At 71.1% G+C, this 11,805-nt stretch carries 8 protein-coding genes; 4 read left to right on the forward strand and 4 right to left on the reverse strand.

Annotated features, from left to right (window positions below; all coding sequences use genetic code 11):
- Positions 1–18 precede the first annotated feature (18 nt).
- Both ABZX61_RS54185 and ABZX61_RS54190 read left to right on the forward strand, forming a co-directional pair.
- Positions 19–747, forward strand: coding sequence for an ABC transporter ATP-binding protein (locus ABZX61_RS54185; RefSeq protein WP_350725127.1), 729 nt, complete (start codon positions 19–21; stop codon positions 745–747).
- Positions 741–3,290, forward strand: a complete 2,550-nt coding sequence (locus tag ABZX61_RS54190; RefSeq protein ID WP_355208052.1) for an ABC transporter permease — start codon at positions 741–743, stop codon at positions 3,288–3,290. Before ABZX61_RS54185 ends, ABZX61_RS54190 begins: the two co-directional genes overlap by 7 nt.
- A 236-nt stretch (positions 3,291–3,526) precedes the next feature.
- Here the strand turns inward: ABZX61_RS54190 and ABZX61_RS54195 are convergent, their stop codons facing one another.
- Positions 3,527–4,669: an NAD(P)/FAD-dependent oxidoreductase gene (locus ABZX61_RS54195; protein WP_355208055.1), complete on the reverse strand. Its 1,143-nt coding sequence runs from the start codon at positions 4,667–4,669 to the stop codon at positions 3,527–3,529.
- Between the two features lie 54 nt (positions 4,670–4,723).
- Between ABZX61_RS54195 and ABZX61_RS54200 the strand changes: the two genes are divergently transcribed.
- A complete protein-coding gene (locus ABZX61_RS54200; protein WP_355208057.1) occupies positions 4,724–5,416 on the forward strand; it encodes a TetR/AcrR family transcriptional regulator C-terminal domain-containing protein in 693 nt (230 codons plus the stop codon).
- Positions 5,417–5,683: 267 nt separating this feature from the next.
- Here the strand turns inward: ABZX61_RS54200 and ppdK are convergent, their stop codons facing one another.
- Positions 5,684–8,317 carry a pyruvate, phosphate dikinase gene (gene ppdK, locus ABZX61_RS54205; protein ID WP_355208060.1) on the reverse strand — a complete coding sequence of 878 codons (2,634 nt, stop codon included), beginning with the start codon at positions 8,315–8,317 and terminating at the stop codon, positions 5,684–5,686.
- A gap of 228 nt (positions 8,318–8,545) precedes the next feature.
- On the opposite strand from ppdK, the gene ABZX61_RS54210 reads away from it, so the two are divergent.
- Positions 8,546–9,970 carry a cytochrome b N-terminal domain-containing protein gene (locus tag ABZX61_RS54210; protein WP_355208062.1) on the forward strand — a complete coding sequence of 475 codons (1,425 nt, stop codon included), beginning with the start codon at positions 8,546–8,548 and terminating at the stop codon, positions 9,968–9,970.
- Here the strand turns inward: ABZX61_RS54210 and ABZX61_RS54215 are convergent.
- Entirely contained in the window at positions 9,967–11,133 is a 1,167-nt protein-coding gene (locus ABZX61_RS54215) for a HAMP domain-containing sensor histidine kinase (RefSeq protein ID WP_355208065.1), read from the reverse strand. The two genes, ABZX61_RS54210 and ABZX61_RS54215, sit on opposite strands and share 4 nt — an antisense overlap.
- Positions 11,130–11,795 (reverse strand): response regulator transcription factor, encoded by a 666-nt coding sequence (locus ABZX61_RS54220; RefSeq protein WP_350725113.1) that lies wholly within the window; start codon positions 11,793–11,795, stop codon positions 11,130–11,132. Before ABZX61_RS54220 ends, ABZX61_RS54215 begins: the two co-directional genes overlap by 4 nt.
- Positions 11,796–11,805: the final 10 nt, after the last annotated feature.

Here is an 11,805-nt window from a genome sequence, read left to right on the forward strand (position 1 = left end):
CTTCATAGCGTCACCGTCATGAATTCCACGCAAGCGGTCGACCTCAGCTCGGTCACCAAACACTACGCACACGGCGTCACGGCGCTCGACGACGTGTCGATCGGCTTCGCCGCCGGCACGTTCACCGCCGTGATGGGACCGTCGGGGTCGGGCAAGTCGACGTTGCTGCAGTGCGCCGCGGGGCTCGACCGGCCGAGTTCGGGGCGGGTGACGGTGGACGGCCGGGACCTGGCGACGCTCAGCGACAAGAAGCTGACGCTGCTGCGGCGCGACCGGATCGGGTTCGTCTTCCAGTCCTTCAACCTGCTGCCGTCGCTCACCGCCGCCCAGAACGTCGCCCTCCCGCTGCGCCTGGCCGGCCGCCGCCCCGACTCCCAGCAGGTGCGCCAGAGCCTGACCGCGGTGGGCCTGGCCGGGCGCGTCGACCACCGGCCCGCCGAGATGTCCGGCGGCCAGCAGCAGCGCGTCGCCATCGCCCGCGCTCTGGTCACCCGGCCGGCGGTGCTGTTCGCCGACGAGCCCACCGGCGCCCTGGACGCCAACACCAGCCGCGAGGTGCTCCGGCTGCTGCGCGAACTCGTCGACCGGCAGGCACAGACCATCATCATGGTCACCCACGACCCGGTGGCCGCCGCCCACGCCGACCGCGTGGTGTTCCTGGCCGACGGCCGGGTCTACGGGGAGCTCCATGACCCGAGCGCCGAGCAGGTCGCGACCCGGATGCTGCAGCTGGAGGCGTCGTGCTGAGGATCGCCTGGTCCACGCTGCGCGTCCGGTGGTCGTCCTTTGCCGGCACGTTCGTCGCCCTGGCGTTCGGCGCGGCCCTCATGGCCGCGCTCGGCCAGGTGCTGGCCTCCAGCATCTCCTCGCCCGACCGAGGGCCACAGCGGTACGCCGCCGCGCCCGTCGTGGTGGTGTCCGACGAACGGCTCACCGTGCGGAGCCCGTTCGGGGAGAGTGGCGCGCCGCTGGCCGAGCCGCGCGGGCTGGCTCCCGAGCTGGCCGGGCGCATGGCCGGGGCCGTGGTGGATCGCATCTTCGCCGCGCAGCTCGCCGGTGGCCCGCCCGCCGTCGGCCGTCCCTGGTCCGCCGCCCGTACGGCGCCGCAGCGGCTGTCGTCGGGACGGGCGCCCGCCGCGGACGACGAGATCGTCGTCACCGCCGGCGCCCAGGTCGGGCGGCGGGTCCAGGTGGTGACCGCGGCGGGGACCCGGTCGTACCGGGTGGTGGGGATCGCCTCGGCGGGGCCGCAGCCGACCGTGTTCTTCACCGACGAGCGGGCCGCCCGGCTGTCACCGCGGATCGACGCGCTGGCCGTGTGGCGCCCCGCCGCCGAGGTCCGCGCCGCCCTGGGCCGGTCGACCGCGGGCCGGACCACGCTGGGCCAGACCACTGGGGACCGGGCCACCTCGGACCAGCCCACCCCGGGCCAGGCCATCACATCCGGGGCGGCATCGCGTCAGAACGGAACGCCCGCGATCTCGACCGAGGTCAAGGTGCTGACCGGCCAGGAGCGGGCGCTGCTCGACCCGTCCCGCAAGAGCGACGAGCAGGCCCGCAACAACGCCAACACGATCGCCGGCATCGCCGCGGGTTTCGCCGGGTTCATCGCCGTGTTCGTGGTCTCCTCCACCTTCGCCTTCGCGGTCGGGCAGCGGCAGCGAGAGTTCGCCCTGCTCCGCACCGTGGGCGCGACCACCGGCCAGGTCAGGCGCATGGTGTACGGCGAGGCGCTCCTGGTCGCGATCGCCGCCTCCGCGCTCGGCGCGCTGACCGGCCCCCTCGCCACCCGGCCGATCCTGGACCTGCTGAGCTCCCTCGGCATGGCGCCCGCCTGGCTGGTGCCCTCCACCTCCCCGGGGCCTTCGTACGTGGCCTTCGGCACGGGAGTGCTGGTCGCCGTGCTCGGCGTGGTCGTGGCCGCCTGGCGGGCGGGCCGGGTGCGGCCCGCGGAGGCGCTGCGGCAGGCGGCGGTGGAACCGCGGGCCATGACGCCCGGGCGCTGGATCGCCGGCGGCGGCCTGCTCGCCACCGCCGTCATCAGCATGGCCGTCAACGCCGTCAGCGACCCGTCGGGCGCGACCAACAACAAGACCTTCATGCCCATCGTCATGCTGCTCATCGCCGCCGCCGGGCTGCTCGCCCCGGTCTTCGTCCGCCCGGTCGCGAACCTGCTCGCCGCCCCGCTCGGACGGCTGCGCGGCGCGGGCGCTCTCGTGGTCCCCGCCGGCGCCGTCGCCTCCACGAGGCGTACCGCCGCCACGGCCGCGCCGGTCCTGATGACTGTCGCGCTGGCCGCCACCCTGCTCGGCGCCGCGGCGATGACCGACGCCACCAAGGCCGCGATGCGGATTGACCCCGTACGCGCCGACTACCTGGTGCTGCCGTCCGGCACGGCCGGGCTGGATCGGCAACTCACCGAACGCCTGCGCGCCGTCCCCGGCGCCGACGTCACTACCGTGACCTCGACCAGCCTCTACACTCTCGAAGGCGCCGGGACCCAGCTCATCCAGCGGCCCGCCGAGGCCGTGAACCCGGCCACGCTCACGACCGCCCTGTCGGTGCCCGTGACCGCCGGATCGCTCGCGGAGCTGCGCGACGACACGATCGCCGTCTCCCCCACCTGGGAGGTGAACCTGGGCCAGCGGGTGCGGCTGTGGCGGGCCGACGGCAGCCAGGTGTCCCTGACGGTCGTCGCACTGCTCGGCGCCGACTCCACCGCGGACGCGTACGTCACCCCGGTGCACGCGCTGTCCACCCTGCCCTCGCTCGCCTACGTGAAGCTGCGTCCCGGCACCTCCGCCGCCAAGGCGCTGGAGCAGGCCGTAGAGGGGCACAACGCCCGTTCCATAACCAAGGCCGCCTGGGCCGGGACCGTCACCGGCCGCGCCGCCTCGGCCAGCCGTCTCGGCCTGCTGGCCGTGCTCGGCATCATGCTGAGCTACACCGTGATCGCGCAGGTCAACACCCTGCTCATAGCGGCCCCCGACCGGGCGGGCGAGCACGGAGCGCTACGCCTGCTCGGCGCCACCAAGGGGCAGGTCCTGCGATACGTCGTGGCCGAGGCGCTGCTGGTCGTGGCGGTCGGCGTGCTCCTCGCCGCCCTCGCCACCGCGCTCGGTCTGCTCGGACTGTACGCCGCGCTGCTGCAACTGGCCGGCCCCGTGACGATCGACATGCCCTGGCAACCGGTCATCGGGGTGATCGCCCTCTGTTCGATGCTCGCGGTGCTGGCGACCGTGCTGCCCTCAATCCGTGTCCGGGCAGTGGCGATCCCCATGCTTCGGTAGTGGATCACCTGGGCGATCCACTACCGAGATGAGCTTTGTATGGGTCAAGGTGATTTGACCGCCGCACAGTGGGCGATGCTGGAACCGCTGTTGCCGGGTGGCAGGAAGGCGGGCCGCGCCTCGGCACGGTGAGGCGCTCGTCACCGTCCATGGCCACCGTCACGGACACGGCGAACTGCCGGCGGCCGTCGGAGGAGGTGGTGGCCACCTGGTGCTGGTGCTCTCGCGCTCGGCAGTCAGGACGGCTGGACTTGGTCCCAGCGGGCGATGGCTTCGGTGGGATCCGGGCTCACGAGGCGTTCCAGACCGGCCGTCGTGATCTCCGCCCACCTGCCGGCCCGTGCCCACATCTGTTCCTCGAAGGCGCGGACGGCCTCGTCCAGATCGCCCGGGCCGGGGGCGGCGACGACGGACTCGGCGAGTTCGGCGCCTTCCAGCATCGCGAGGTTCGCGCCTGCCCCCAATGGGGGCATCAGGTGGGCGGCGTCGCCCAGGAGCGTCACCCCGGGGACGTGGGCCCAGGTGTGGGACACGGGCAGGACGTAGAGGGGGCGGTGGACGAAAGCGGTGCCGTGGCGGAGGAGGTCGAGGACGGGAGCGGCCCAGCCGTCGAACATGGCCAGCAGGCTTGATCGCACAGCCTCGACGTCAGCCAGGTCCAGGCTCATATGCCGGTCCACGTTCGTGTGCCAGTCCAGCGGCGCGCGGAACCGGGCGTACACCTTGACGTGGCCGCCGCTGTTGCGCTGTGCGACGAGGGAGCGGTTCACGCCGTACACAGCCATGGAACCGTCGCCGACCAGCCGGGCGAGGTCGGGGTGGCGGGTGTCGACGTCGTCCAGGGAGGTCTCGACCGAGGTGATGCCGGTGTAGTGCGGCGTCGCGGACGAGACTGCAGGGCGGACCCGGGACCAGGCGCCGTCCGCGCCGACCACGAGGTCGAACGTCTCCTGCCGCCCGTCCGCGAAATGGACCAGCACGCCATCCCGGGTCTGCGGCACCACCTCGGTCACGCCCCGCCCCCACTGAACGTCCAGGGAGCCAAGCAGCAGGTCACGGAGTTGCCCGCGGTCGATCTCGGGATTGGCCAGGTCCCCCGGACGGGGTTGCCAGTCGCGGAGGACGGTCCCGTCCGTGTCCAGGATGCGCATGGCCTGCCCCTCAGGACGGGACAGCGCCTGGAACTCCGCCAGCAGCCCCGCCTTGCTCATCGCGAGCTGGCCCAGCCCTTCGTGCAGGTCCAGCATGCCGCCCGGGGGACGGGCGTCGGGGGCGGGATCGCGTTCGAGGACGGTGACGGGGTGATCGTGGCGGTGCAGGACGCGGGCGAAGGTAAGGCCGGCAGGGCCGCCCCCAATCACAGCGATACGGTGTCTCATGTCGATATACTGTATTTATTCTTTACGGTGTATCGCAACAGTACGATGTAACCCATGACTGTGTGGGACCGGCCGGAGCCGCCGACTCGCCCCGCGCCGCTCGACCGGGAGCGGATCGTTGCCGCCGCCGTCGCGCTGGCCGACGAGGGCGGGCTGGAGGCGGTGTCGTTGCGCAAGGTAGCCGCCCGGCTGGATGTCGGCCCGATGCGGCTGTACGGATACATCTCCACCAAAGAGGAGCTGTTCGACCTCATGGTGGACGAGGTCTACGCCGAGATCCTCCCCGACGAGCAGCCCGGCGACTGGCGGGAGGTGCTGCGCATCCGCGCCCACCTCACCAGGCAGGCCACCCTCCGCCACGAATGGCTGGCCGACCTGCTCGGCGGCCGCCCGACCCTGGGCCCGAACGCCCTCGCCGTGACCGAGGCCACGCTGGCCGCCCTCGACGGCCTCGCCGACCTCGACACCGTCATGCGCGCCGTGGAGACCGTCAGCGCCTACTTCACCGGCGCGCTCAGGCGCGAGATCGCGAACCTGCGGGCCGAGCGCGCCACGGGCCTGTCCAAGCGCGACTGGCAGCGCGCCTCCGGCCCGCATGTGAGGAGGATGCTGGCCACGGGCCGCTTCCCGGCGCTGTCCAAGGCCGTGCACGACGGCACGGAGGTGGACGCCGAGGTGTCCTTCGCGACCGGGCTGGACTGGGTCCTCGACGCCGTGGCCGCCAAACTCACCCGGCCGCCGGCGTGACGCTCAGGACTTCCAGGTGACATCCGTGGCACCGCGGACTCGCGCAAGGGCCAACTGCTCCTTGGGCGAACGCCGAGCGGCCTACGACACATCCTTGTGGAACGTGGCCCTCGCCCCCGGAGCTCGGGGCGAAGCCTCGAGACCCCATCGGCACGCCCGAGCGTCAGCGAGGACCGCTCGGGGCGGGATCCAGCAGGCCCACCCGGTGACCACGCAACGGGTGGGGTGCTGGCGAACGAAGTGAGCGGGGGTGTCGGGGCCCCTGGGCTAGCGGGTGTCGGAGTCTGAGTCGGTCAGGGCGGCGCGGCCGGCTTCCAGGCGGGCTATCGGGATGCGGAACGGGGAGCAGGAGACGTAGTCCAGGCCCACGTCGTGGCAGAAGTGGACGGAGTCGGGGTCGCCGCCGTGTTCGCCGCAGATGCCCAGGTGCAGGTCCGGGCGGGTCGAGCGGCCCTCCTCGACCGCGATCTTGATCAGGCGTCCGACGCCCTCCCGGTCCAGGGTCTCGAACGGGGATACGCCGAAGATGCCCAGGTCGAGGTAGCGGGAGAAGAACGCCGACTCCACGTCGTCCCGCGAGAAGCCCCAGGCCATCTGGGTCAGGTCGTTGGTACCGAAGGAGAAGAACTCCGCCGCCTCCGCGATCTGGGCCGCGGTCAGGGCCGCCCGGGGGACTTCGATCATGGTGCCGATCAGGGCCTCCACGCCGCTCTCCGCGAGGATCTTCGCCGCCTCCTCGCGTACCGACTCCAGCTCCTGTACGGCCGCCACCAGCGGGATCATGATCTCCGGCCGCGCGCCCGGCACCTCCTTGGCCGCCTGGGCGATGGCCCTCACCTGCATGGCGAACAGGCCCGGGATCACCAGGCCGAGGCGGACGCCGCGGAGGCCGAGCATCGGGTTCTGCTCGTGGAGGCGCTTCACCGCCGCCAGGAGCTTGCGGTCCTTGTCCGTGGCCTCGTCCGTGGCGACCTTGACCGACAGATCCACGATGTCGGGAAGGAACTCGTGGAGCGGCGGGTCGATCAACCGAATTGTGACGGGATTTCCGTCCATAGCCCGAAATATCTCGGTGAAGTCGGCCTTCTGGAGCGGCTCCAGCGCGTCCAGGGCCGTCTGGCGGGCCTCGTCCGTCGACGCCAGGACCAGGTCCTCCACGAGCTGCCTGCGCTCGCCCAGGAACATGTGCTCCGTTCGGCACAGCCCGATCCCCTGCCCCCCGAACCGGCGGGCCCGCGCCGCGTCGTCCGGGGTGTCCGCGTTCGCCCGCACGCCCAGCCGCCGGACCGAGTCCGCGTGGCGCATGATCCGGTCCACGGCCTTGACCAGCTCGTCCTCCGGCTCGGCGCCCTCGAAGTACTCGACCACGGCCGAGTCCACGACCGGCACCTCGCCCAGGTAGATCTCCCCGGACGTTCCATCGATCGAGATGACGTCGCCCTCCGACACCACCACCCCGCCGGGCGCGGTGAAGCGGCCTTCGCTCGTCGAGACCTCCAGCTCCTCGGCCCCGCACACGCACGTCTTCCCCATGCCCCTGGCCACCACGGCGGCGTGCGAGGTCTTGCCGCCCCTGCTGGTCAGGATGCCCTTGGCGGCGATCATGCCGGCCAGGTCGTCGGGGTTGGTCTCGCGGCGGACGAGGATGACGCCCTCACCCCGCTCCGACAGCTCCACGGCCCGCGCGGAGGTGAAGACGACCTTGCCCACGGCCGCGCCGGGCGAGGCGTTCATGCCCTTGGCGATCTTCTTCTTGTCCGCGCCGCCGTCGAAGCGGGGGAACATGAGCTGCGCCAGCTGGTCGCCGGTGACGCGGGTGACGGCCTCGTCGATCGTGATCAGGCCCTGGTCCACGAGCTGGGTGGCGATGCAGAACGCGGCCGCCGCCGTGCGCTTGCCGACCCGCGTCTGCAGCATCCACAGCTTGCCGCGCTCGATCGTGAACTCGATGTCGCACAGGTCCCGGTAGTGGTTCTCGAGGGTCTCCATGATCCCGAGCAGCTCGTCGTACGAGCGCTTGTCGATGCGCTCGAGCTCCTCCAGCGGGATCGTGTTGCGGATGCCGGCCACCACGTCCTCGCCCTGGGCGTTCTGCAGGTAGTCGCCGTAGATGCCCTGCCTGCCGGTCCCCGGGTCGCGGGTGAAGGCGACGCCGGTGCCGGAGTCGTTGCCGACGTTGCCGAAGACCATGGCCACGATGTTCACGGCGGTGCCGAGGTCGGCGGGGATGCGTTCCTGGCGGCGGTAGAGGATGGCCCGGGGAGCGTTCCAGGAGTCGAAGACCGCCATGACGGCCAGGCGCATCTGCTCGCGCGGGTCGGTGGGGAAGTCCTTGCCGGTCTGCTCGTGGACGATGCCCTTGAACGTCTCCACGAGCCCCTGCAGCTCGCCCGCGTCGAGGTCGGTGTCCTGGCGCTTGCCCTTCAGCGCGTCGAGCGCGTGCTCGAACAGGTCGCCTTCGATCCCGAGCACCGTCTTGCCGAACATCTGGATGAGCCGCCGGTAGGAGTCCCACGCGAAGCGGTCGTTGCCGCCCGCCTGCTTGGCCAGGCCGTGCACCGACTCGTCGTTGAGCCCGATGTTGAGAACGGTCTCCATCATGCCCGGCATGGAGAACTTCGCCCCGGAGCGCACGCTCACCAGCAGCGGGTCGTCGGCCTGCCCGAGCCGCCGCCCCATCTGCTTCTCGAGCGCGTCGAGGTGCGCGGCGACCTCCCGCTCGAGGCCGTCCGGTACGACGCCCGCCGCCAGGTAGTGACGGCAGGCGTCGGTGGTGATCGTGAATCCGGGGGGAACGGGGAGCCCGAGGTTGGTCATTTCGGCAAGGTTCGCTCCCTTGCCGCCGAGAAGATCCTTGAGATTCCTGTTGCCCTCGGTGAAGTCGTAAACGTACTTGGCCACCACACGCTCCAATCAACGCCTCTGCCCGGACTCTACCGGCGAAATTGATGATGAAACTGCACTCCTCGGATAAGTCCTCGTTTGTCCTGGTCAAAGCCCCATCAAAGGTCTAATCCAATTATAGTTCTGGAAGACCATAAATTGGATTAGACCAATTGGTTTACACCAATTCTTGAGAAAGGTGGCGTATGGGTGCAGAATCGGATCACCCCCCACCAGGAGGCCCCCATGGCCACTCCTACCAAGCCCAAGCGACGCGCCCGTATCATCGCGGGAACCGCAAAAACGGCCGTCGATTCGGCGATCTACCTCGATGATCGCCTGCCCTTCGCCCGCTGGCTCCGCCCCCAGCTGCGCAAGCTGTTCCCGAGCCACTGGTCGTTCCTGCTGGGCGAGCTGGCGCTCTACTCGTTCGCGCTGCTGGTGCTGACGGGCACGTTCCTCACGCTGTTCTACAAGCCCAACCCCGACGTGGCCTTCGCGTCCGCGACGGAGATCAGCCTGGACGTGCGGGGCGGGCTGCTGATGCGGCAGCTCCACCACTGGTCGGCGACGGTGTTCGTGCTGGCGATCGTGGCCCACCTGTGCCGCGTCTTCTTCACCGGCGCGTTCCGGCGGCCGCGCGAGCTGACGTGGATGCTCGGGGTGGTGCTGTTCGGGCTGGTGCTGTTCGAGTCGTTCCTGGGCGTCTCGCTGCCCGGTGACCAGCTCGCGATGGCCGGGCTGCGGCAGGCTCAGGGGCTGCTGCTGTCGATCCCGGTGGTCGGCACGTATCTGTCGGCGTTCGCCTTCGACGGCGAGTTCCCCGGGCAGGTCCTGCCGCGCGTCTTCGTCACCCACGTGCTGCTGGTGCCGGGGATCCTGATGGCGGTGGTGCCGCTGCACGCGCTGATCCTGACCTGGCGGCAGAAGCACACCGAGCGAAGGAGCTCGCGACGAGAGAGCGAGGAACGAGCCAACGAGGAGCGAAGCGGTCGCGACCATGAACACGAACGCAAGGCCACGGCGGTCTCAGAAGGTCAGGTCACCGGCGGCCCGTTCTTCCCGTACTTCGCGGTCAAGAACGGCGCGACGGCGCTGTTCACGATGGGGGTCATCGCGGCGCTGGCCACGTTCGTCCGGGTCAACCCGGTGTGGGAGCACGGCGCGTACAGCGCGGGCGGTTACGTCCCGTCGGCGCAGCCGTTCTGGTACTTCGGGGTGCTGGACGGCGCGCAGCGGCTCGTCCCGCCGTGGGAGATCACGGTCGGCGGGTACGTCCTGCAGCCCGGGCTCTGGATCCCGCCGCTGATCCTGACGGTCTTCTTCGGGATCCTGCTGCTCTATCCGTTCCTGGAGCGGCGCTTCACCGGCGACGGCGACCATCACCACCTGCTCGACCGGCCCTCGCAGGCCCCGGTGCGCACGGCGCTGGGCATCGCGGTCATCGCGTTCTTCACCGTGTTGTGGGCGGGCACGTGGTTCTCGGAGGCGGCGCCGCCGATGCACTCCGCGCCGGGCTTCCCGCAGCCGCCCCAAGCCCCGCACGCGCTGCTCACCGTGCCGCACGACACCTACGCGATGATCGTGATCGGGCTGCGGGTGGCCGTGTTCGTGGTGCCGGTGCTGGCGTTCCTGGTCACCCGGGCGGTCTGCCGCAGGCGCGCCGGCTAGAGAGGGTTGTGATCGGGCGGCGCGCCGGGGACACCGTCCCGCGGCGGCAGCCAGAGCACGAACGTGGCCCCCTCCCCCAGCCGCGAGAACACCGCCACCCGCCCTCCGTGCGACTCCACGATCTGGCGGACGATGGCCAGGCCGAGGCCCGTGTGGCGGTCGCGGCGGCTGGACTCGCCGCGCCAGAACCGGTCGAACACCCGCGCCTGGTCGGCCGCCTCGATCCCGGGGCCGTCGTCGCGGACCGCCACCCACAGCCAGCCCTCGGACCTGCCCGCCGCGACCCGGATCGCCCCGCCGGGCGGCGAGAGGCGCACGGCGTTGGAGAGCAGGTTCGCCACGGCGCGGCGCAGCGCGTCGGCGTCGCCGGTCGCCTCCAGGCCCGATCCCAGCTCCCGGGTGAGCGTCAGGTCGCGGGCGGCGGCCGGGGCCGCGTACTCCTCGCACGCCTCGCCCACCATCCTGGCCAGGTCGAGGTCGGCGTCGGCGAACGCGCCGCCCTGCCGCCTGGCGCTGGCCAGCAGGTCCTCGACGAGCCTGGTCATGCGGGTGGTGGCGCGGTCCACGATGGCCACGGCCCTGACCCGCTCCTCGTCGCTGGCCTCGGGGGCGGCGAGCACGGCGTCCACGTTCGCCCGGATGATCGTCAGCGGGCTGCGCAGCTCGTGGGAGGCGTCGTCGATGAGCTGGCGCTGCGCACTGAACGCCTCCTCCAGCCGGTCCAGCATGGTGTCGATGGTGTCGGCCAGGTCCTTGAGCTCGTCGCGCGGCCCGTTCAGCTTGATGCGCCGCTTGAGGTCGGTGGCCTGGATCTCCTCCGTCGTACGCGTGATCGACCTGACCGGCCGCAGCACGCGGCCCGCCAGCACCCAGCCGATGCCCAGGCTGGCGACGTAGAGGCCGGCCAGCGTGATCAGCGAATAGTCGCGCAGCGTGGCCATCGTCCGGACGTTGACCGCGTTCTCGACCTCCTCGACGAAGACCACCTCGCGCTTGCCGAGGAAGGTGGTGCCGCTGTAGGTCTTGGCGAACTCCGTCGTGATCGGGCGCTGGTCGGTGGTCTTGGAGACGGCGAAGTAGGTGCCGCCGAGCACGAGCGCGGCCAGCACGAAGAGCAGTCCCGAGTAGAGGACCGTGAGCCGGAAGCGGATGGTGTGGATCACGCCGGTTCCTTGAGCCGGTAGCCCCGGCTGATCACGGTCTCGATCAGGCCCTCTTCCTGCAGCTTGCGGCGCAGGTTGCCGACCGTGACGCGCACGGTGCTGGTGAACGGGTCGGCGTGCTCGTCCCAGACGTGTTCCAGCAGTTCCTCGGAGGAGACCACGTATCCGGGGCGGCGCATGAGGTAGTGCAGCACCCCGTACTCCTTGGGGGTGAGCGCCAGCGACCTGCCGTGCAGCGACACCTCCAGCCTGGCGGTGTCGATCCGCAGCCCGCCCACCTCCAGCACCGACGTGCCGGCGCCGGAGTCCCTGCGCAGCAGGGCCCGCACCCGCGCCAGCAGTTCGGGGAACGCGAACGGCTTGACCAGGTAGTCGTCGGCCCCCTCGTCGAGCCCGCGCACCCGGTCGTCCAGGCGGTCGCGGGCGGTCACCATGATGATCCGCGCGCCCTGCCCGGCCGCGCGCACGCTGCGGCACAGCTGGAACCCGTCCCCGCCGGGCAGGTTGAGGTCGAGCAGGACCAGATCGTACGAGTTCACCTGCAACTTCTCATGCGCGGAAGGCGCGTCGTAGGCGACGTCCACCGCGTATCCCGCACGGACGAGGCCGACGCGCAACGCGTCGACCAGGTCCTCCTCGTCTTCCACCACAAGCAGTCGCATGACCCGCACC

The sequence above is a fragment of the Nonomuraea sp. NPDC003709 genome, from assembly GCF_040610775.1.
GTDB classification, from domain to species: Bacteria; Actinomycetota; Actinomycetes; order Streptosporangiales; family Streptosporangiaceae; genus Nonomuraea; species Nonomuraea angiospora_A.

Bases quoted from the DNA above. Each gene is read 5' to 3' on its own strand.
- ABZX61_RS54185 (WP_350725127.1), top strand. From the start codon at position 19: ATGAATTCCACGCAAGCGGTCGACCTCAGCTCGGTCACCAAACACTAC.
- ABZX61_RS54195 (WP_355208055.1), bottom strand. From the start codon at position 4,669: ATGAGACACCGTATCGCTGTGATTGGGGGCGGCCCTGCCGGCCTTACC.
- ABZX61_RS54200 (WP_355208057.1), top strand. From the start codon at position 4,724: ATGACTGTGTGGGACCGGCCGGAGCCGCCGACTCGCCCCGCGCCGCTC.
- ABZX61_RS54210 (WP_355208062.1), top strand. From the start codon at position 8,546: ATGGCCACTCCTACCAAGCCCAAGCGACGCGCCCGTATCATCGCGGGA.
- ABZX61_RS54220 (WP_350725113.1), bottom strand. From the start codon at position 11,795: ATGCGACTGCTTGTGGTGGAAGACGAGGAGGACCTGGTCGACGCGTTG.